Annotated in this window: 26 protein-coding genes; 4 read left to right on the top strand and 22 right to left on the bottom strand. The window is 53.1% G+C overall.

Annotated features, from left to right (window positions below):
* Positions 1-8: 8 nt before the first annotated feature.
* From ACU680_RS26905 to ACU680_RS26930, 6 genes are all read right to left on the bottom strand, one after another.
* Positions 9-2,342: a VirB4 family type IV secretion system protein gene (locus ACU680_RS26905; RefSeq protein ID WP_448181014.1), complete on the bottom strand. Its 2,334-nt coding sequence runs from the start codon at positions 2,340-2,342 to the stop codon at positions 9-11.
* The gene (locus tag ACU680_RS26910) at positions 2,311-2,748 is read right to left on the bottom strand and encodes a VirB3 family type IV secretion system protein (protein WP_448181015.1); all 438 of its coding nucleotides are present in this window, start codon (positions 2,746-2,748) and stop codon (positions 2,311-2,313) included. Before ACU680_RS26910 ends, ACU680_RS26905 begins: the two co-directional genes overlap by 32 nt.
* A 21-nt stretch (positions 2,749-2,769) precedes the next feature.
* Positions 2,770-3,102: a type IV secretion system protein VirB2 gene (locus ACU680_RS26915; RefSeq protein ID WP_448181016.1), complete on the bottom strand. Its 333-nt coding sequence runs from the start codon at positions 3,100-3,102 to the stop codon at positions 2,770-2,772.
* Positions 3,074-3,424 (bottom strand): hypothetical protein, encoded by a 351-nt coding sequence (locus tag ACU680_RS26920; protein WP_448181017.1) that lies wholly within the window; start codon positions 3,422-3,424, stop codon positions 3,074-3,076. Before ACU680_RS26920 ends, ACU680_RS26915 begins: the two co-directional genes overlap by 29 nt.
* Before the next feature lie 16 nt (positions 3,425-3,440).
* Positions 3,441-3,665 carry a hypothetical protein gene (locus tag ACU680_RS26925; RefSeq protein ID WP_448181018.1) on the bottom strand — a complete coding sequence of 75 codons (225 nt, stop codon included), beginning with the start codon at positions 3,663-3,665 and terminating at the stop codon, positions 3,441-3,443.
* Between the two features lie 82 nt (positions 3,666-3,747).
* Positions 3,748-4,281: a transcription termination/antitermination NusG family protein gene (locus ACU680_RS26930; RefSeq protein ID WP_448181019.1), complete on the bottom strand. Its 534-nt coding sequence runs from the start codon at positions 4,279-4,281 to the stop codon at positions 3,748-3,750.
* A 260-nt stretch (positions 4,282-4,541) separates the two neighbouring features.
* Here ACU680_RS26930 and ACU680_RS26935 point away from each other — a divergent pair, with 260 nt between their 5' ends.
* The 3 genes from ACU680_RS26935 (at position 4,542) to ACU680_RS26945 (ending at position 5,896) form a co-directional block, all read left to right on the top strand.
* Positions 4,542-4,889: a helix-turn-helix domain-containing protein gene (locus tag ACU680_RS26935; RefSeq protein WP_448181020.1), complete on the top strand. Its 348-nt coding sequence runs from the start codon at positions 4,542-4,544 to the stop codon at positions 4,887-4,889.
* 165 nt (positions 4,890-5,054) lie between these two features.
* Positions 5,055-5,501 (top strand): DUF6392 family protein, encoded by a 447-nt coding sequence (locus ACU680_RS26940; RefSeq protein WP_448181021.1) that lies wholly within the window; start codon positions 5,055-5,057, stop codon positions 5,499-5,501.
* A 200-nt stretch (positions 5,502-5,701) separates the two neighbouring features.
* Complete coding sequence (locus ACU680_RS26945) at positions 5,702-5,896, top strand: hypothetical protein (RefSeq protein WP_448181022.1); 195 nt, start codon at positions 5,702-5,704, stop codon at positions 5,894-5,896.
* A gap of 97 nt (positions 5,897-5,993) precedes the next feature.
* Here ACU680_RS26945 and ACU680_RS26950 read toward each other — a convergent pair whose 3' ends face one another.
* The 8 genes from ACU680_RS26950 to ACU680_RS26985 all read right to left on the bottom strand — a co-directional run bounded on the left by ACU680_RS26950 (position 5,994) and on the right by ACU680_RS26985 (position 10,220).
* Positions 5,994-6,242, bottom strand: coding sequence for a hypothetical protein (locus ACU680_RS26950; protein ID WP_448181023.1), 249 nt, complete (start codon positions 6,240-6,242; stop codon positions 5,994-5,996).
* Between the two features lie 25 nt (positions 6,243-6,267).
* Complete coding sequence (locus ACU680_RS26955) at positions 6,268-7,089, bottom strand: FkbM family methyltransferase (RefSeq protein ID WP_448181051.1); 822 nt, start codon at positions 7,087-7,089, stop codon at positions 6,268-6,270.
* Positions 7,090-7,165: 76 nt separating this feature from the next.
* Positions 7,166-7,504: a stability/partitioning determinant gene (locus ACU680_RS26960; protein WP_448181024.1), complete on the bottom strand. Its 339-nt coding sequence runs from the start codon at positions 7,502-7,504 to the stop codon at positions 7,166-7,168.
* Positions 7,504-8,190, bottom strand: coding sequence for a nucleotide-binding protein (locus tag ACU680_RS26965; RefSeq protein WP_448181025.1), 687 nt, complete (start codon positions 8,188-8,190; stop codon positions 7,504-7,506). Before ACU680_RS26965 ends, ACU680_RS26960 begins: the two co-directional genes overlap by 1 nt.
* Positions 8,191-8,522: 332 nt before the next feature.
* Positions 8,523-8,948 (bottom strand): type II toxin-antitoxin system HicB family antitoxin, encoded by a 426-nt coding sequence (locus tag ACU680_RS26970; RefSeq protein WP_448181026.1) that lies wholly within the window; start codon positions 8,946-8,948, stop codon positions 8,523-8,525.
* Between the two features lie 52 nt (positions 8,949-9,000).
* The gene (locus ACU680_RS26975; protein ID WP_003229979.1) at positions 9,001-9,180 is read right to left on the bottom strand and encodes a type II toxin-antitoxin system HicA family toxin; all 180 of its coding nucleotides are present in this window, start codon (positions 9,178-9,180) and stop codon (positions 9,001-9,003) included.
* A 255-nt stretch (positions 9,181-9,435) separates the two neighbouring features.
* Complete coding sequence (locus tag ACU680_RS26980) at positions 9,436-9,741, bottom strand: hypothetical protein (protein WP_448181027.1); 306 nt, start codon at positions 9,739-9,741, stop codon at positions 9,436-9,438.
* Positions 9,742-9,809: 68 nt separating this feature from the next.
* The gene (locus ACU680_RS26985; RefSeq protein WP_448181028.1) at positions 9,810-10,220 is read right to left on the bottom strand and encodes a hypothetical protein; all 411 of its coding nucleotides are present in this window, start codon (positions 10,218-10,220) and stop codon (positions 9,810-9,812) included.
* 595 nt (positions 10,221-10,815) lie between these two features.
* Between ACU680_RS26985 and ACU680_RS26990 the strand changes: the two genes are divergently transcribed.
* Complete coding sequence (locus tag ACU680_RS26990; RefSeq protein WP_448181029.1) at positions 10,816-11,400, top strand: recombinase family protein; 585 nt, start codon at positions 10,816-10,818, stop codon at positions 11,398-11,400.
* An 860-nt stretch (positions 11,401-12,260) separates the two neighbouring features.
* Here the strand turns inward: ACU680_RS26990 and ACU680_RS26995 are convergent.
* From ACU680_RS26995 to ACU680_RS27030, 8 genes are all read right to left on the bottom strand, one after another.
* On the bottom strand, positions 12,261-12,674 hold the full coding sequence (locus ACU680_RS26995) for a hypothetical protein (protein WP_448181030.1): 414 nt from the start codon (positions 12,672-12,674) through the stop codon (positions 12,261-12,263).
* A gap of 10 nt (positions 12,675-12,684) precedes the next feature.
* On the bottom strand, positions 12,685-12,840 hold the full coding sequence (locus ACU680_RS27000; protein ID WP_448181031.1) for a hypothetical protein: 156 nt from the start codon (positions 12,838-12,840) through the stop codon (positions 12,685-12,687).
* 191 nt (positions 12,841-13,031) lie between these two features.
* A complete protein-coding gene (locus tag ACU680_RS27005) occupies positions 13,032-13,385 on the bottom strand; it encodes a hypothetical protein (RefSeq protein ID WP_448181032.1) in 354 nt (117 codons plus the stop codon).
* 34 nt (positions 13,386-13,419) lie between these two features.
* Positions 13,420-13,599, bottom strand: coding sequence for a hypothetical protein (locus ACU680_RS27010; RefSeq protein WP_448181033.1), 180 nt, complete (start codon positions 13,597-13,599; stop codon positions 13,420-13,422).
* 181 nt (positions 13,600-13,780) lie between these two features.
* Positions 13,781-15,052 (bottom strand): replication initiation protein, encoded by a 1,272-nt coding sequence (locus ACU680_RS27015; protein WP_448181034.1) that lies wholly within the window; start codon positions 15,050-15,052, stop codon positions 13,781-13,783.
* Positions 15,053-15,240: 188 nt separating this feature from the next.
* Positions 15,241-15,549 carry a plasmid replication protein RepB gene (locus ACU680_RS27020; protein WP_448181035.1) on the bottom strand — a complete coding sequence of 103 codons (309 nt, stop codon included), beginning with the start codon at positions 15,547-15,549 and terminating at the stop codon, positions 15,241-15,243.
* Between the two features lie 89 nt (positions 15,550-15,638).
* Positions 15,639-16,082, bottom strand: coding sequence for a hypothetical protein (locus tag ACU680_RS27025; RefSeq protein ID WP_448181036.1), 444 nt, complete (start codon positions 16,080-16,082; stop codon positions 15,639-15,641).
* Between the two features lie 63 nt (positions 16,083-16,145).
* Positions 16,146-18,056 (bottom strand): LPD7 domain-containing protein, encoded by a 1,911-nt coding sequence (locus tag ACU680_RS27030; RefSeq protein ID WP_448181052.1) that lies wholly within the window; start codon positions 18,054-18,056, stop codon positions 16,146-16,148.
* Positions 18,057-18,486: the final 430 nt, after the last annotated feature.

An 18,486-nucleotide genomic window follows, 5' to 3' on the forward strand; every position in this document is an offset into this window, starting at 1 on the left:
TTGATACCTCAGCGCTGGAGCTTTTGTTGCGCGGTGATTTGAGCCATTTCAGCCAGGAAGGGCGGTACCCAAATTTTCGGGTCAGTAGTGTTCAACGACTCACGGATTCTTTTTGCAACCGCAAGGTTTTCATCCGTCGATGACAGAAGCGGCAGCCAATACTTCAACTTCTCGTCAAGAACCAGCTTCAGCTTTACCGCTTGGTTACCCTGAAGCACCACCATTTCGCGGCTCTGCGGATGCATATCAACAATTGCATCGAACACTTTGCCCTTGATCCCGAAACGCTCGTAACCCTCACGATCGGCCTTTTTGTTTGCCAACCAGATCGACGTAATGACCTGCTGTACTACAGCGGCGGCGTAAGGAGTGGCAAGCGCATCCTCTGGCTGCTGCGTGTCCATAATCAGCGTTTCACCACGGGTTCGACCACTCTTGAGGATCTCCTTGATGGCGTCTGCAGTGCTTTCGAACGAAAGCGGCGCCCAATACTCGGCCACCACGTTCAGCAACAGCGATCCGGGCTTGGAGGCGTGCATCACACGTTTCATATAAAACAACGTGTTCAATAGGACTTCCATGGCCTCCGGGTGCTTGGACGCAAACTCTTTTTTCAGGATCTTCGTACAGTCGAACGCCAGACGCCGAAACGCTTCTGGGTTGAACTGGTTGACTGGCGAATCCAGTACCCAGGCATTTTGTCCTTTGTAACCATGGGCGAGCCTGCACCATTTGGACAAACGAGTGTTCAGGCAATTGCCGCCTATCCTTGGGATGAACTGCAGGAGCAGCGACATTCCCCGGTTGGCGACGTTGGAGTGTTCCATCACCGCAGTGATCCCATCCTGAATTGCGCGTTGTTCATCCTCTTTCGTGATGGCCTTCCCGCCTGCGCAAGTCAGCACGATGTCGAACAGGAACTGACGCAGCTCCGGGTTATCCGGGAACTGGAATGGGTTAACCCCTGTTGGGATCCCTGGCGAGATCGTGTAGTACTGCGTGCCGAGGGCCATGAGGATGTTCTGAAGAGAACAGTTGTAATCGATGCCAAACAGCATGTTGTCGAAGCGGCTGGCAAACGTGAGCAAGATTGCCTCGAAAGTTGTCTTGCCAACACCGGTCTGGCCGGTCACAGCCATATGACCAGGTAGCTTTTCGCCCAGGTTATTCTGCCCAGTAGGGCTGTCATGAGCATTCAGCAGGTACAACCCATCCTTGACTGTACGCATTGGAGCCAACGCGGTGCCGTCGCCGATCGGGTTACCCTTGGCCTTCCCGCCTGGCGTAGCGTGCAGCGAAAAACCACAGGCTAAGTTCTCCGTAGACTTGCTCATCGGGTACAGCACTTCTGTTGCTGCCGGGAACTGCGAATACCAGGTGTAGATGTTGCTCATCGTCGAACGAACAAACGTCGCGTCATGAACCGTAAACACCGATTCCATTTTTGCGCCGTTATCAATAGCGGCGTCCGGACTATCACCGTAAACAATCAGCGAGGCATGGTAGCGACCGAATGCTTTCTCGCCTTGGGTGATTTCCTGAATCGCCTTCTCCAGCTCCTTCGCCTGCTTGGTCTCACCCTCCACCGAACCAAGGTCGGCGATGTGCTTCTTGAAGTCCAACTTCACTTTGTTCCGGTCTTCAAACAGGAACGTCTGCACCAGGGTGAAATCGAAGGGATACTCGATTACTTCGTCCCACATACCTGGCTCAGATCCGCCGGCGGGATAGTCGCGCAGGTCGTAGGTCGTAGCGAATCGTTGTCCGCCGCGATTTGGACGATTTTCAACGTAATCGTATGCCTCGAAGTTCGTGACGCTGTCGATGACCGCTTCACCCAGGCGGGTATCACTCACCAGCACGTCTTGTTCATGGCCGTTGAGCAACAGGCTGTAAAACCGACCAATCTGAGAGAACAGCGCACCGTGTTTGTTCTCCTCCATCCCCATAAACGCGACGTCGTAATCTGCCAGCATCGTTTGGGAGATAGTCAGCAGCTCCTGCATTGACTTAATGCCAGAGTCCAGATCTTTGTACTTCAGAATTAGAGCTATGGAGTAACCAACTTCACGAAACGTACCGTTACGGAAAGGTGCCGTGTAGGCATCAACAAAATCTTGAAGTGCCGGCAGCTCCATAGAATATTGGGTATCTAGTTCGATACCGGTTTTTGTCACGTAAGTTTGAAGCATCAGGTTTTTACTTTCTTTCTTACCCAATGCAATGAAGTAGCGATTAAGTTGGTAAAATTCCCGTTCAAGGTCTTCATCACTACGTGTTTCGTGGGAAATACCTTTCAGCCGAAGAAGACTAATCAGTCGATTCCCCGGCAGAGTCACCATGTGTTCGTGTACGTGATATCGCATCAGAGGGACGAAAACCTCCGGAGACATAGCGTTTTTCTGCAAAGCGCCTTGCATAATATTGGCTCCACTTCGGATTAAAGGATGTTAGTAACAACCGCTTACCGTATTTAAAGTTGAGTCGTATCCGCCTGATCGCAAAACGCACGCGCCGGAAGTACCGATCATCAATAGAGGAGATAAACCGGAGGGCAATCAATGCCACCACGAATGGGAACGCAAATACTAATCCCCATACCCAGGAGAAGAGAGCCATGCCCGCGACATAACTGAGTGCTGTGCACATCAACAGGCCGAGCAACGGCATAATCGGTATCCCCCAGTATTTAGCGGGACGAGACATTGCGTTGTAGCTTTCAAAGATCAACTTTTTTACGCCTGACATAACTGCCCTCCAGCATTTACATCAAGCGCCGCCTGATCCGAAGAATTGCCACGCAGCAGTCCCCAAAACGACGGAACCGCCGACCGCTGCAACCGCGCCGGCTTGCTTCAAGTAGTCCAGGAAGGAATGTTGATGATCCCCGTTCGAGCGAGAAATCAACCACTGAACACCCGACCATACGAGAGTGCCACCCGAGATCGTGCCGCCGAGGGTGTACAGCACCAATCGAATATTTCGAGCAGTTTCTTGCATCCCGCCATCCCAATCCGCCATTGCAACCAGAGGCACGCAGCCAATTGCAGTGACGAGCAACCGTGACAGTCGTTTATTTCTCAACAGCTTTTTTCTCAACATCGGTTTTCTCCTTTATTTCTTTTTGATGCTCTTGTTCCTTCGATTCGGATACCGAAGGAGGTGGGAGTTGTGTGAAGCGCGGGTATTGCCGCAAGACATCCCAGCTTTCGTAAGTTGGCTGCACCGATTGCGGTACTGGCTGCGCAACGTGCTGAGGTGAATTGCCTGGTGCTACAGGAAACAGGTCAGATACCGGATCAGTGATCGTCTCAGCCGATGTTGTCTGCCGAGATTCCTTTGCACTTGGTGGGAGTTCCTTGTTCTTTATAACTTCGGCGCTCGTCGCATTAGTTGCGATACCGAGCGCTATCAACAACAGCATGCCTCTAACGACCATTTTATTTGTCCTCGGCTTCTTTCATTTCCTTGAGAAGTTTCTTTGCCGCTTCAGGCAAATAGTTGTTGATCAGGTACTGAGCGATTTGAGACGGCGTAATTTGCCGCCTGCCTTGATGGCTAATATCAATAGCTTCATCAACGAGCTTTTTGAATAACTCGCTTCCAACATGCACCACCTTGGTATTCGTCGGCCCTCCAATCTTTGGCTTTTCGTTTGTACTCATAGTTTCTCCGGACAAATGCAAACACACCGCCTTGCGCATGCAAGCAGTGTGTTCAAAGTTTCAATTTTTTAGAGTGGTCTGTTTACCAGACTTTTTCGTCGACGTGACGCTTCTCGACATCAAAAGCGATGCGCGAGTACGGGCGATTGCCCAAGGTGATTAACTCAGACTCGCTTTGCAGCAAGGAGAAAAGTTTGGCCTGGCGCTCCAACTTCGACTTCGTCAAAGCGATCTCAGACAAGGCTTTCAGAACATTTGGAGACACGTTTCGACATTCGAGGTTGGTCACATTTTTAGCTGTGCGCAGCAACAACGATTGCTTCAGTGCTTCGATCAGCCCGTTGGACACGGTGCTGATATCCCCGCCGAACCGGACAAATTCCTTAACGCCAGGAATGTCGGAAATTTGGGATGGATGCACCAGCTCAGGATCGAGCCGGACGAAAAGGTAGCCAGGGAACAGCTGCGTTTCCGTGACCCGTACTGCGTTGCAGTCTCGGCGTTTCTTCACCTCCATTTTCGTAGGAGCGTAAACCTCAACTCCAAGCAGTTTGATTTTGCTCGTAACTAACTGAAAAGCATGGAAATTATGTGTTATCAAGTGCCATCGAAACATCCCTATACCCCTGTGTTCGGGCACGCGCCGCCACAAACGCGCCGTAGCCCATCCCTATCAGCACCGTCCTTTGAGGGGTGCCATACCGTCATAACGACGGCGGCCGATTATATGAATAGCGTTAAAAATTGCAATGGCACCATGCCAGTACACAATTTTATTCACAAACAATAAAGTATTCAACCAAAAATGCAGAAAATGCAATTATGCCCTGTAAATTCGCGTGGCACGCCTGAAACTGGCGCATTTCAGGCGGAAAAATGACCTCCCCGATCCGGACGCTCATCGGCTCAAGAATCAGATGGCATCGTAAAGCCCGAAATATCACCCAGGCGGCGTTGGCCGAGGTGATCGGGTGTGAGGACACGACGGTTGGCAGATACGAACGCGGTGAGTACGCTTTAGACGGTGAGCAACTGGTCAAAGTCGCTGCTTTTTTCGGTGTATCCCCGATCGACTTCCTGCCGAGTGAAAGCGATATCCGCTGGCAAACGATATGCGAGCTGCGTTCGACGCTCATTGACCTCGTATATCGAATCGATGACTCCGCCACCCTCCAGCGCCTGATAGACGCTGCGCGGCCACCAAAAAGAGTTAATCTGCGCTGAACCGTACAAGCATGTAGTGGATCCGATTAGATCGTAGCTAGCACAGTGCCACGTCAAGTCTGGTAAAAAATCTGGCTACACGGCATCTTATCGCCCCCCTACCCGGCGCGAGAGGCGCTTGGGGGGTTTTTCAACAGGTCTGAGGCGCAGATGAACTCCGTAAATATGGAACGTTTAATCAAGAACCTAGGCTGCTCCTACGATGCTCTAATTGCGAATGAAGTAATCGATAACCTTCCACTACAAGACTTGTATGAAGATGGTGAATCATTAGAGATCGAGCCGGTTCCTGGGATTGAGTTGATATTCTGGCCCGAAACCTTACGTTTCGAGGTTATACACGTCACATTGAAAGACGATGATCTACCAGTTTTTACAGGTGAATTACCGGAGCCGTTCAAAGAAATAAAAGAACAAAAACAGGTACATAGTACCTTTGGGGTTCCGATATTTTCTAAGACTGCGATGGAGCTTCTTGGTACCGGTTTGAGCGGTTGGGATACTTACCAACTCGACCCGAATTGGCACCCGGCAACGCTGGTCGAATTTCAATACGTTAAAAACATGAAAGTAAGCAGATTGCTTTTTTCATTAATCGACAGGAACGTCTAACACCGAAACAACGAGTAGGGTTGCACTGGCATGGCGTCTGGCCGGTTGCAGTTGTCACCTGTTGTAGTAACCAGCAAGGCGCTCTCCAGTGTCTCCCTACCCTCCTCTGTAGTCGATTTGAAAGTCCAAGCCACTCCCCTTTGCACTCGGTTAGATTCACAGTGGTAGCCCCCTCCCCCACTTGAACCAGGTGCGACACCATGCAAATCATCCTCGATCTTACCGAACACCAGCTCGACATCCTGCAGCAGTTCCGAAAGCTCCATGCGAAGCACCAGGCTACGCCGGCCAGTGCGCCGACGTTGGTTCACCAGCGCCTCCAAGGTGAGCTAACGACGTGCGCCCGGATCTTGGCGGAAGTAGTGGATCAGGCCGCACGCGCCCAGGGCCATTAGGGCATTGAAAACAAAAAACCCGCAGACGCGGGCTTTGAAGTGTTTTTACTCGGTTGGATTGTGATCGCGAAGTAGATGCCTAAGGTTGCGCAGTCGGTTAAGGGGCTAGATCCGCACGGCGCATGTCGGCGACCCGATCAAACACCAGGTACAACCCCTCTAGTGATGAAGGATTCAGTGCGCGTACGGTTTCGATGCCGAGGCCGAAGCCATCGGCTCGATCGGCGGCGCGTTGCAGCTCAGCGCCGCTATCTGCTTGCTGAATGGCATTGAGCAAACGGTGCGCCTGCTTGCGCACGGACTCAGGCAAGTTCAACGGTGTCAGCATCGCATCGAAGTCGGGCATCGCTTTCTCCTACAGGGTGTACCAATCAAGCACGGAGTAAGGTTTTGAATCGGCGAAGCACCTTCCAAGTCCGACTCTCTCGCATTGCGCGCAACTCGGACTCGGCGTTTTCAGCACGTTCTACGCTGTGAGCCAGTTGCCGTTCGAGGTCTTCGATGGGGTAACTGAACTTATGACCTTTGCAGAACTGAAACTCGTCGAGGTTGCATGGCGGCAAATCAAAAGCTGGCTTGAGATTCAGGTGTTCTTCTGAAAGATAAAATGTGTTGATGCCGTCAAAGGCCACTGGCGAATAGCCGGCGGCCGTCAGGATCGATTCCCACACCTGGTTACGTTCCCAGGGCGTTTCAACCAGGATCACCCAAGGTCGCCACCGAGCGAAGTCCATACCTCGCAGCACAGTCTCCTCATGGCCTTCGACATCGATCTTCAGGAAGTGGATAGGTCGATCGTTGACGTGTTCTTCACAAATGGAAGTCAACGTGCGTGAGCTGACGCGTTCTTCGCGCACGCCCATGCCAGAGTCTTTGTATCGTTGGGCAATGCCCTGATCGAGAGTAGAGAGGCCTGTGTCTGCGATGCTGTAAAAGGTCAGATCTTCAGCGGCCACACCGGCAACACATTGCAGGTTTTTATCTCGCGGTCGTTGTTCACACAGTAGCTCGAAGTAATTGGGCATAGGCTCGACGTTGATGCCGCTCCAGCCGTTGTCGTAGAAAGCCTTAGTGACAGAGTCACGAACGGGGTCATTGGCCCCGATGTCGATGTAGAAGCCGTTTTTGACTGTCTTGAGGATACGCCACAGGCGTATATCTTCGAAGTTCTGTGCGTAAGAAATGAATGTCACTGGCGCGTCCCATCCTATTGGGTTGTCTTTTGTTGTTGTCGCCGGCTGTTGCGCTGTCTTGCGCAACATCTGCAGGTCACGTTTTCGTCTGCGAGCTTTCTACCATCACCAGAGCATCCAGCGCGGCAGCCAATAGATCTCCTAACAGCATGTTTCGCTCAGCTGCCATGTTGTAAAAACGCTCATGGCATTCCGATGTGACTTTGATGTTCAGTTGAACCCGTGGCTCAACGGACTTGTACCGTGGACGTTTACCAGGCGCCGATTGAATTGGCTGAGCTTCACGCGATGGAAAGCCGTTATCTTGGGATATCTTTTCGATAACCACAGGATCAGCTACTGACTGCGCATCGGCTGATTTTGGCTTGAATTGGCTCAGGCTGGCAAAGGGGTCAACCCTTTCATCATTGCTCATTATTTTCCTCCAGCAGATAGCTTCGAAATCAGCTCTGCCGCCAACGCGCTGGCATTGGCGATCGCTTTGTCGATTCCCGGGGCTTCAGAAGCATCCAGTGCTTCCAGTGGCTTCCGGAAAGAGAACATCGAGCGGAATGCTTCACGCTCGGTCATTACAGTCTCGAAAATCGGGATGTTCTTATCTTCAAGACTTTTGCGCAGGCTCGCCATATTGCGTGTTTGGTAAGCAGGTGGTGTGCGCGTCAGCAAAATCGAGTACGGCAGCTTGTAGTCAGGCAAATGGCGTCGGACGGCCAGCTCCTGATCGTGGATCAGCGCTACCGCCCTTCCCGCCTGTTCCGCGTCGAGTAATGACCCTTGCATGGGGACGATCACGTAGTCAGCCTCCTGCAGGGCAAGCACGACGATCTTGGCGGCAGTCCCTTCGAGGTCAATGATCACGAAGGGATCAATAGCCGCCGCCTCACGAATTTTCGCGGCGATGTTGTTCTCGGTTACGTCCGAGATAACTCTAAGGTTCGGTGGACAATGACCACCTGCAGCCCATTTCTTGATCGGATAGTTCGGGTCTGCATCGATGATCGTAACGCCCGCGCCTTTTGCTGCTAGTTGGGTCGCCAAAGTTAAAGCGGAGGTGGTTTTTCCTACTCCGCCCTTTGGGCTAACAAATGCGGTTGATGGCATATTTCGCTCCGTTATCTGGAAGATATCCTTGGATATCCAAAGATATCCGACAGATAGCCATTCTAGACATAACTCGGAGATATGCAATAGATACCTGAAAGATATCCTAAAGATATCCTAAATGCCGGATAACCCAGATACCTATAAGGTATCCGAAAGATATCCATGGGCGGGATATCCAGATGATAACTTCAGGTTAGCGGTGAGATATCTGGAACGGCTAGCAGCGAACCGGATATCACAAAGATATCCAGAGCTATCAATGAGATATCTCACTGGTAGCTCTGGATTCAGAGAGGGAAGAGGGGAGGCCGGTCAACGAACCGGCGATACTACGCAGCTTCGACAGATACAAAGAGCCGCTTGCCTAGAGCGGCCAAGGCGGCTTCAAGTTGCTCGATTTTCGAGGTATGCAAAAAATCCACTAGACGATCTCCTTGGGCTTGATGCACGCCCAAGACACGGCAAAGGTCAGCCTTTTTCATACCTCGCTCAATCATGCTGTTCCATAGCGCGATTTTCGCGACGATGACCACCGGCAAGTGGACAACGTGTTCCCCGTCTTGCGGAGGTGTCGCCGGCGGAATAGCACGGCGCTGATCGACATAGGCCGACAATGCAGTCTCAATCGCGTCCAGCGCTTCACTAACAGCATGATCGCGATCATCCCCGTAGCTGTTCAGCTCGGGAAGATCACGGCAGAACACGGCAACGCCTGGCGCGCTGTCTTGCTCGAATCGAATGGCATAGTCGTACATGGTCACTCCTGGGAGGTGATCGTTCAGCTTTCAGATGCGGCGAAGGGACTCCTTAGAGTCCCAGTTGTTTTATGATCGCCTTGCGGGTCGGTTCTGGCATTTCCTTACTGCCGTGATCCGCGAAGGTGCTTCTGTTGCCGTTTGGTGCGATGACTTTGAAGTGGCTTCCTTTGCCTGCTTCGAAGGTCACCCCTTGGGCCTTCAACCATCGTCTGAACTCGCTGAACTTCATCACCTCGCCTCGTTGTTTGGATAAGCCATTCTACAACATTTATGTGTTAATACAACACATTTGTTGTATTTTTTACTCGAAGAATTGGCATTATTTAGAGGTAAAGAGAATGAGAGAGGAGGGGTGTACTCAACCTTTGACGGATAACACTGGTAGAACGCCTCACCAGTTCGATATGGACTGTCCCCGCACGGTGCCGATGAAGCGTCCTACCTAGTGCAATGCGTCCCGCCCAGCTCAGCTAGGCGGGCAAATTTATACGAATTTACGATCTCTCAAGAGAGATATTGCGGCATCGTCCTCGTTCCAATCTTCTGCTTCCAAGTAGTCCACCGCCACCTTCCGATCGCACCTGGTTCGGCGCATAACACTATCGATCTGAATCTGTTCAAACCGTTGACGCGCTGTGAGGTTTTCATCGCCAAACCGCTTCAACAGCGCCTCGGCCACGCAAAACGGCGCGACCTCGCCGGCGAACTCTTGCAATGCCAACAAATAGCGGGGATTCGCAAGCTCTCGAATGGGTACTGAGCGCATCATGTTATGATCATTACTGGACATAATTTTCCTTCCGGTTTGTTGTGTTCAACGCCCGGGGGTGGCTGCAACCGCCCCTTGGCATCCTGCTCTCACGCCATAAAGGCCAACACAGGAATAACATCCTGTGGAACCCGGCCAGTCATCACTAAGAAACTCCTCCATACGCCATAAGGCACTTTCTTACTGCCGTCTTTGAATGCGCGCACTCGCCGATTTGTGGAAAGCCCCAACAGATCCGCCAGCTTCTCGTCGGTGCTGTACTCTTTGAAAGTCGATTGGAACTGTCGGAAATAGGCTCTGATCAGCTTCGGATCCGGCGCCTCCCATCCCTCACGATCACGCAACAAATGCGTGCGGGGAAATAAACTCTCATCGACCTCCAACGGCGTCATTACCCTGGGCGCATGCAAGTTTTTATTGAGCTGTGCAATAGCCTCCTTCGTCGCTTCCTCAAACACCATTGCTTGCTGTGTTGCTATGTCGGGTAGTCCAATTAACATTTTCTGCAGTCCCTGATTGAGGTTAAGAACTGGGGGCTTCGCAGCCCCCACTCTCACCGTGGTGACAGCTCGATACGTCGAACGTCTGAAACACGGATGTTGACCAAACTCAGAGTTCCGGTTGCCAACATTTTCCACTGCCCTTGCTGATGTAGATGCTTGAGCGCGTAGTAAAGGTAGTCCGGTAGGAGAATGTCGGTACGGTCTACCCGGATCCCAATATGTTCTGGATTGAACACACGTCCAGGCTCGCCACATCGCTCCGCTGAGCCCCTGCGAACAATCCAAAAATGTGCTTCCGGAAAGTTCACCTGAATGGTCGCCACATCTGAAAGTCTCATCTCGTTCTCCGTGAGTGGCACGACTAGCCCCCTCAGAAGTCGAGTGGCTCTCTGCGTGCCACCAACAGAAACAATTATAGGCTCAAAGAGCCTAATAAGAAAGCACTAAATAGGCTCAAAGAGCCTTTTTATCCTGTCCGAAATCGATCCTTAACCGACACCCGGAAAACACCTGTCCGAAAGTGGGCCTTTGTGAATAACGGACAGTGTACGATTCGACCATACCCATTACGGACAGTAAAAGGACGAAATACATGTCGCGCACCTTCGTGTACGCCCGGGTAAGCAAAGACGAACAGACCACCGATAACCAACTGCTGGAGATCGAGGCCGCCGGCTTCGCTGTTCAGCCGCGCCGAATCGTCGTCGAACAAATCAGCGGTGGTGTTGCTGCAGCAGCTCGCCCAGGGTTTTCCAAGCTGATCGATCGCCTGGAGCAAGACGACATCCTGATCGTCACAAAACTGGATCGACTGGGCCGGAACGCAATGGATATCCGTTCCACTGTCGAACGCCTGGCGAAAGAGGGCGTGAGAGTTTACTGCCTCGCCCTGGGCGGAATGGATCTGAACAGTTCTACCGGCAAGCTGACCATGGGAGTGATTGCAGCCTTCGCCGAGTTCGAACGTGACCAGATGATCGAACGAACAAACGCGGGATTAGCTCGGACAGTTGCGAAAGGCACGAAGCTGGGGAGGAGGGAAGCGCTTTCCGCCAAGCAGAAAAGCGAAGTTCGCGAGCTTCTTGCTGCAGGTACGGCTGTCGCTGAGATCGCCCGTAATTACGCGACCTCACGACAGACCATCATCCGAATACGCCAGAAGGCAGATAGCGAATGACTCGCGGGGGTTGCCGACTCCGGACATTGATTACTGCTTCTGCGCCGGCAGTGTCGAGCGCTGCCAACACAAACGACAGGCAAAAAAAAACCGCTTTTAGGAAGCGGTTTTTGTTGCAGGTTTCGGTTAGGCCGTTACCTGCACACCCTCAGCGGATGCATTGACGTGGGTTCATCTTACTGCCGGTTGACACGGATGACAACTATGTCAACGACCACAAGCGGCAAGAAACGTCGTTATTCAGCTTGTAATGCCACTAAAAAGCGTTTTAAGGCGTGTATGGCTGGGTGGGTACAGCCGATTCGCTAAAGCGGCGTAAAAGTTTGATAAAAACCATCATTCGCAACGACCCGGCCAAAAAACGATTCGATCCATTCTGGTAGCTGCACCGGTGAGAAAATACGCTACTATGGCACCGCTCCTATGTTGATTCTGAGCGGGGTTTGGCTGGGCAACGTAACGATTTTTTGCCCTCTGACGCGGGTAGGACCGCGCCGGTGTTGTCTTTGGGGGGTTAACCCCGGCCGCCTCAGCGAATGCATTGACGTGTAATTCTCAGGTGTGTGTATGCCGGGAAACACACCGAGGTTTGGCCCCACGCAAGGAGGGCCAAAGTATGTCTAAGTTTCTTAAACGTACGTGGAGCCTCGTTGTGAATTCGATGCGCTTGTACAGCGTTATTGAATTCATGCGAGACCATTGGGACGATCTGTTGTAAGGATTGAACTGATGGGAAGACCGCCTCCAGCTTCGGCTGGGGCGGTTTTTTTTTGCCTACGGAAAAGTGTTTCTACAGGCCTGGCCCCACGTTTGAAGGCGGGGCTTGGGGTGTACCTGGTCGGCAGATCCGCCGCGCTTTCCTAAGACTCTTGTTGATCACACAGCTCGCTTGCGTCACGCACAACAAAAGCACAATCCGACTTTTGATCGCTGGCATCAGTGTCAACTGCGATCAGCTCTACCAGCGGGTATCTGAACTGGGTTTCGGCCAATAACGCCCTGGCAACCTCTGCTGCTTCAGGAGTGTTGAAACTAATCATGGAGTCCAGCCAAAACCAGCCAGTGTCAGATTCTGACGTGATCGTGCCGCCGTGGTTATCACGTTCTGGATACACCTTTTCAGTGTCACCTTGCTGCACGGTGACCTTTACCGGCTGCAAGTACCCGCCACGGTAGCTCTGGAGCCACCCATCACCTCCAAGAGTGGTGACAATCAAGTCTTCCACGCGCTTAGGTGACAAGGTTTTGATGTAGAACCTGTAATAGACGGACATGTCGCATTTCCTATGCTTGAACAGATTGGCGAACTGGTTGATTGCGGGCCAGCGCATCAACACCGGCGCAGGCCAGCGAGACAGCACCCAGCACACCCAAGATCGAATCACCCAAAACAACACCTGCAATCACCATCAGTACCGCGAGAATCATCAGGATCTTCATGTCTTTTTCCTACTTGTCTGCACGCTCGTCGCAGCCTCACATTTCCCAGGACTCGCGTAGCGCGATTTTTCCTTGAAGCCCCGACGAATCGGGGCTGTCTGATTTCTAGGCGGCTTCGTTGTGCAGCTCGTACATCCCAGTACAGAGTTCGCGGTAGCGTTCGAGCGACATGCTCGGATCTTGCGATCGGATTAAGTATCCGTGTGGTCGATTTTGACGGCACCGTTCTCGTAAACGGAAAAGCTGAAATTACGCTTCAGTAGAACAGCGTCGTTCACTCCCAAAAAGCTCTCCACGGTTACAGCAGCCAATGCGAGCTGAATCACTGCCTTGTCGATGTCATCTTCACTAGAACCAGCCTTCACGACCTTAACCAGTTCTGCACCAAAAACAGGGATGGCGCCTTGGGCGAATTCCGCTCCTTTTTCTCTGAGCATTGGCAAGCGATCGGCCGCTAGCTTCAGCATATATTCGCTCGGAAGCTCTCGCTCACCGACGAACCACGGCTTGTCTTCACTGTCCAGCAGATGAATATCACAACGCATTGGGCATTCCTTTAGACGAATTCAAAAGTTGATTCTACCGGTTAGCTGTCGCTGCTTGGCGGCGAACTGCCCGCACCTGGTTCAACAGCTCAAATATTGGCGCCTCCGGATCCGGCTCATTCGCCGATGCAGCATCCAACAACATCATGAGGTCGGCCAGCTGCTGTTCTGTCAGGAGCAATGGGTAGCGGCTTTCATTGGTCGAATCGGTCATCAGGCTTTTATCTCCGATCGTTGTAGGTCGGTGCAGGATCAAGAACACGCAGCACATTGAAATCTGAGTGCCACGCAGTCCCATTCCCCAGCACATTTGAATGTCATTCGAGCTTTAACGCTGGTTTTACAGGTGCTGCGGTGGTGTGGAGGAGGGCGGTGGAACTACCACTCCCCGGACACTATGAAGAGTTTTCATCTTCCTCAGGACGCCGCGGTGCCGCAGGTACCTGATGTACACCATTATTAACATCGACAGCAGCGCCGGCGGACGCCTCCGGACAGGGGCCGATCGCGCCGGCGATTGGCGCTCGATCGGGCGTTTGAGGGACGTTAAGCACCGCTACGACTGCCGGTCGCACGACTTCTTTAAGCACGTGCGCATACGTCGCTACGGTTTGCCGGGTAACTCCTGCGATCGCTGCGATCGCCGCTTGCCGAAGTTTCTCGCCACGTGCCTGCAGTTGCCGGCATGCGGCTCGGATTTTGGATTCCGTCGCCTTGTGTCGGATCTCATGGGTACGCTTGGCGGCTAGGCTCTGCCGTTCCACCAGTGGCAAATCCTTGTCCAGCTGCATCGCGCCTCGGTGGCACCTGCTGTCACCGCTGTAGCGATCCCACGTCCACCGGGCAACCGATTTCACCGTGGCCTTGAGCGAAGAAAGCGGCAGATTCTCGGAGAATCCGTGGTTCTCGAAGTTGTTGTGGTTGTGCGCGAAGGCTTCCAGAGCGCGAGTGAATGCGGTGAATGTCCCGCGATCGCGTTCCCGGTTGACGATGCTGTAGGCGAAGAACCGCAGTTGTTCGAAAAGGATGCAGTGACGAGAGTGGCCCAGGTCATCGATCTGCGGGCCTTTTCCCCAGGGAGAGACTGCAAGATCAACGTAATCCGCCAGTTCGCCGAGTTCGTAGACGTGGTTGTGTAGTTCGGTGGTCGACCACCAAGGATGACCAGGCGTTTTTGCCACAGGGCCGCTGTTGTATTCCTTATCTGCGTTCAGGCGAGCCGCGAAGGCCGCATAGACGGCCTTCATGTACTGGATCGGCTTAGCCCGCGCATTCTCTGTAGTGCAAACAGAAGGGATCGCGTAGTAGAGGTGGGAATGGCCGTTTGCCCGATTGCGAACAACCAGGTTCGGTGCCGGCAAATCCTCATCACTCCAGATCAGCGAGTTGGTGTGATCGAGGTCGAATATCAACCATGACACCATTCCCGGGCGGTTGATCTGCATGTAGGGGTAGCGGATGGCGTATTCGCGAGGACGGATCCGCGTAGCGGTTTTGTCGTCACTGCAACGGGCGAGGTAGGGAGCTTCTTGCAACACGCGGCTTAGGGCGGTGTTGTCCTCGAAAAATCTCCCGGAAGGTGAGTACAAACTGTCTACAGACGTGCTATTTCGGCGTTCTCTACCGTCCTGACCGGACGTGCCTATAGCTTTTGAAGTCAATTCCATTTTCAACGCCTTACGGCGGAAAGCTGATTACGTTGACATTCTGCGACTTGCACGAAGCCGCAGTGCGCGCCATAATCGGCTCACCAATTGATGTGTAGAGCAGGTTTTCACCGTCGAAAGAGAAAGACCTGTTCTGATTTTCCAAAAAGCCCGGTTACCAGCCGGGCTTTTTGGTTTCTACGATTCCGTTACGCCACCTGCATTGCCTCCACTTGGGTTGTCACTTCAACAAACCCCACACGTTTTGCATCCGCATGCACCGACTCAAGGCTCTTGTAGATTTTGCGTCGATCCGATCGGGCAACCGTCATGTAATCCAGTGTTCCGTCTGTATGCACAACGATAAGCTCCCAGCCGCTTTGCATAGGAGCAGGGGTTACGATGGCGGACTTAAGGCCCCCATCCTTGAACAATTTGCGCATCGCTGAGAGATCCACGGCCATCACGCCCCTCGAATCGTTGTGGTAATAACGAAGCAAGACTAAGCGCGGCTGCATGAAAAAGCAAATTCATGCACCGTGAAGCAAGTTTTGAGGGGGGTAAAAGCGGCGTTTTATGCAGGAAACCGGTATTTCATGAAGATAGGCTAGAACGGGAAATCCGATCGAGGAAGCGCCTCACCTGGTACCCAATCGTCACTGTTCCAGTTGGTGATTGCCTCGATCAGCGTGGAGCCTTCACAAACAACCACACCGTCGTCATGGGCCATACACACGATCAGCGACTGGCCGTCGCTGTCGTAATTATCGACGTCAGGCTTCCGGCCGCAACCTGGCTCCGGGCACCCTTTGATGGTCTTGTGCACCTGTCTGGCTAAAGCAAGGCGATCGCGGCTATCGAGTCGGTCAGCCTGGCTCAGAAGATCACGTAGTGAATCGACCAGATCTTCGATGCTGCTTTTCTGGCCTGCAGGTGGATCAGCCAAAAGCTGCTCAAGTACCCCGAACATGCTCCCTCGGCATTCAACCTGCTGAGCGCTGTAGCCCATATCGATCAGCCGCTGCTGAACGATCTTGTCCTCTGATCTCATGTTTTTCTCCGGTTCGCTTCGCGAAATCTCCTCCCCACGGAGGGGGAGGAGGGCAGCACCTGGTTAATTCATTTCGGGGCCATGTTCCTCTTCCGGATCCGGAGTAGAGGTGTCGGTGATTGGCACTTCAACGCCGGCAGGTGCCGGACTGTTGATGTCCTGTGCCGTTGTCTCCGACTCGCCATGCCACTGCCGGCGGTTCGCGGTGATCTTCTGGACGTTCCCGTTTTCATCGATCTGTTCAACGGTCACAGGGCGAGTCCCAAGGTCACGCAGTGTCATTGCCTCGCCGATATTGAACTGATCGCTCTCCATCACGTCCTGTAGGCCTACGCCCCACAAAGTCCGCTCGCCGGCATCGGTTTTGAGCTTGACGAAGTAGCTGGTGTCGTTGCCAGGCTTGTTCTGGTAGCGCGCCGGGCCGTGTTCCAGCAAGACGCCACGAATCAATTTGCGATCGGCAGACGTCACCGCCGCACGCGCAGTTTTCAAGTCAACAGGCGGTTGAGCCGAAGGTGCTGCAGGTGCTGAAGAAGCCCGGGCAGCGTGTTCTTGCTGCCACGCAGCGAACACCGTTTTGTCCGCATCAGGTGCACGGGACGGAATACCGAGTGTGTCCGCTACGCGCTCCAGGAAGCCGGCTCGATCGCCGGCAGCAATACCGGTCAGCTTGTCGCCCAACTGTGCCGCTATGTCGGCGGCAGTCACGCCCAGGGCGTACGCCAGTTCGATCTCGCCGGTGATACCTTTGCCGTCCGCGAGATAGCGTGCTTGTTGGGCCTCGGCGTTGGCCCTCGATGCAGGGGTGTCGCCAACTTGATGAAGTGGCAGATCTGCAGTCTTTCTCAAATTCCGCTCGATCTGATTGACCATCTTGGCGGCAAAGGACATTGCCGGATCCAATGCCGTCACTGCTTCGGGAGATGCTTCTACAGTTTCGTAGATCTCTTCCATGGTCGATTTGAACGCCTCACGGTAGAACGGATCTTCCATGAAAGACGTCATGAGCTTTTCGGCGGCGGGGCTGAAATCGTTCGCGGCAACGAGCCAAGTAGCGTGATCGATGCCCCGGAGTTCCATCATCGATGGCGAGGAACGAATGTCATCCTCCGACAGCTCCCCGTTACCCCAGCTTTTCCGATACTCAGTCTCGCGATCGATGATGAAGCTCGGCGCGTTGTCGTCCGGAAGAATGACGTTCGATGCACCCTGTGCCGCCGGCGCCACTGTTTCAGGCGCTGCAGGCGTGGCCGCTGCTGCAGGTGCAGCTTCAGCCCCGGGTTTCTCGATCACTTGACCTTCGCTTTCGATATCCAGCTCTGCACGGCGGGCCTTCAGGCTGTCGTTCATGGCCTTGTCAGTGAAGTGAACGTCCATTTTGCCCTTGGCTGCGGCTTCGATAACCAGGCGCTTAAATTCGGCGGTGCCGTTGATCGTCAACGTGCTGCCAAAGCGTTCCCGGGCAAGCCCGAGCGCAACAGACACGCCGGCTTCAGTGATACCTGTACGGCGCAACGCAATAGACGTACCAGTGTCGACAAACAGCGTGCGATCCGTGTTCTTGTCGATGTAATGCACGTTCTGGCTGAACTTCGCTTTGCGGGTGTAGATATCCTTCGCGCTCAGTTCTGCCTCGCGCTCCTTGGTGAGCTTCGGGTCAACCTGCAGCGCAATCCGTCGAAGAATTCCTTTGACGCGACTGCGTACCGGCGTCGGCCCAGCTGCACCAGGGCCGCTGATCGAGTACGACGGATTTTTTTCTTCTTCCGTTGTTTCTTTAACAAGACCGCGAATTTCTGCACTTCCCATATAAGTAGCCTCATGGTGTAAATCAGGGGTTTTTATTGCCTCACGCGCTTTCAATCTTTCAAACGTCAGGATTGAAACCAGTTGTTTTTTATCTAGTCGGGTTAAACGGTCATCTGAAAACACTGACCGTCTTATTTCGAAGAAACGTCGGTCAACTCTTTGCATAGCACGGCGTTGCGCCGGCAATAAGGTGTTCTGTACAACTTGTCGGCTGAAGTAAGCCGCTACTGTGGATGCACTTCGATTTAGAACAATCTGTTTTCGAGTTGCCAACTTGAAAAGCAGCTCCGCCCCAACAGACTTCTTCAACGGTTCAAAAAGCCTCCGACTGCGGGATTCAATATCAGCAACCGATGCGACTTTGTGCGGGTTTCGAGCATGCGGCGGTAGAACCTGGTCTTTCCCTTTCCCCCCTCGCGGCGCCCTGGGTTTACGCCGCTTAGCCGTGGCGGGTTTAGCTTCAGGCCGAGGCTTCACAGGCAATAAACCCGCATCGATATGGATGACGAGCTCGTCATCGCCCGATCGCTTCAAAGGGTCGAACAAACGACGTCCGTAGTCCTCGATGTCGTTGATGCTGCGCACCTTGTTGAGG

This window comes from Pseudomonas sp. LF020, from assembly GCF_053456425.1.

Bases quoted from the DNA above. Each gene is read 5' to 3' on its own strand.
- ACU680_RS26930 (WP_448181019.1), bottom strand. From the start codon at position 4,281: ATGTTTCGATGGCACTTGATAACACATAATTTCCATGCTTTTCAGTTA.
- ACU680_RS27005 (WP_448181032.1), bottom strand. From the start codon at position 13,385: ATGCGTTGTGATATTCATCTGCTGGACAGTGAAGACAAGCCGTGGTTC.
- ACU680_RS26920 (WP_448181017.1), bottom strand. From the start codon at position 3,424: ATGCTGTTGTTGATAGCGCTCGGTATCGCAACTAATGCGACGAGCGCC.
- ACU680_RS26915 (WP_448181016.1), bottom strand. From the start codon at position 3,102: ATGTTGAGAAAAAAGCTGTTGAGAAATAAACGACTGTCACGGTTGCTC.
- ACU680_RS26980 (WP_448181027.1), bottom strand. From the start codon at position 9,741: ATGTCCAGTAATGATCATAACATGATGCGCTCAGTACCCATTCGAGAG.
- ACU680_RS26935 (WP_448181020.1), top strand. From the start codon at position 4,542: ATGACCTCCCCGATCCGGACGCTCATCGGCTCAAGAATCAGATGGCAT.
- ACU680_RS26945 (WP_448181022.1), top strand. From the start codon at position 5,702: ATGCAAATCATCCTCGATCTTACCGAACACCAGCTCGACATCCTGCAG.
- ACU680_RS27020 (WP_448181035.1), bottom strand. From the start codon at position 15,549: ATGCAGCCGCGCTTAGTCTTGCTTCGTTATTACCACAACGATTCGAGG.
- ACU680_RS26965 (WP_448181025.1), bottom strand. From the start codon at position 8,190: ATGCCATCAACCGCATTTGTTAGCCCAAAGGGCGGAGTAGGAAAAACC.
- ACU680_RS27010 (WP_448181033.1), bottom strand. From the start codon at position 13,599: ATGACCGATTCGACCAATGAAAGCCGCTACCCATTGCTCCTGACAGAA.
- ACU680_RS26905 (WP_448181014.1), bottom strand. From the start codon at position 2,342: ATGGTGACTCTGCCGGGGAATCGACTGATTAGTCTTCTTCGGCTGAAA.
- ACU680_RS26970 (WP_448181026.1), bottom strand. From the start codon at position 8,948: ATGTACGACTATGCCATTCGATTCGAGCAAGACAGCGCGCCAGGCGTT.
- ACU680_RS26990 (WP_448181029.1), top strand. From the start codon at position 10,816: ATGTCGCGCACCTTCGTGTACGCCCGGGTAAGCAAAGACGAACAGACC.
- ACU680_RS26940 (WP_448181021.1), top strand. From the start codon at position 5,055: ATGGAACGTTTAATCAAGAACCTAGGCTGCTCCTACGATGCTCTAATT.
- ACU680_RS27000 (WP_448181031.1), bottom strand. From the start codon at position 12,840: ATGAAGATCCTGATGATTCTCGCGGTACTGATGGTGATTGCAGGTGTT.
- ACU680_RS26995 (WP_448181030.1), bottom strand. From the start codon at position 12,674: ATGTCCGTCTATTACAGGTTCTACATCAAAACCTTGTCACCTAAGCGC.
- ACU680_RS26975 (WP_003229979.1), bottom strand. From the start codon at position 9,180: ATGAAGTTCAGCGAGTTCAGACGATGGTTGAAGGCCCAAGGGGTGACC.
- ACU680_RS27025 (WP_448181036.1), bottom strand. From the start codon at position 16,082: ATGAGATCAGAGGACAAGATCGTTCAGCAGCGGCTGATCGATATGGGC.
- ACU680_RS26950 (WP_448181023.1), bottom strand. From the start codon at position 6,242: ATGCCCGACTTCGATGCGATGCTGACACCGTTGAACTTGCCTGAGTCC.
- ACU680_RS26910 (WP_448181015.1), bottom strand. From the start codon at position 2,748: ATGTCAGGCGTAAAAAAGTTGATCTTTGAAAGCTACAACGCAATGTCT.
- ACU680_RS27015 (WP_448181034.1), bottom strand. From the start codon at position 15,052: ATGGAATTGACTTCAAAAGCTATAGGCACGTCCGGTCAGGACGGTAGA.
- ACU680_RS26925 (WP_448181018.1), bottom strand. From the start codon at position 3,665: ATGAGTACAAACGAAAAGCCAAAGATTGGAGGGCCGACGAATACCAAG.
- ACU680_RS27030 (WP_448181052.1), bottom strand. From the start codon at position 18,056: ATGCAAAGAGTTGACCGACGTTTCTTCGAAATAAGACGGTCAGTGTTT.
- ACU680_RS26960 (WP_448181024.1), bottom strand. From the start codon at position 7,504: ATGAGCAATGATGAAAGGGTTGACCCCTTTGCCAGCCTGAGCCAATTC.
- ACU680_RS26985 (WP_448181028.1), bottom strand. From the start codon at position 10,220: ATGTTAATTGGACTACCCGACATAGCAACACAGCAAGCAATGGTGTTT.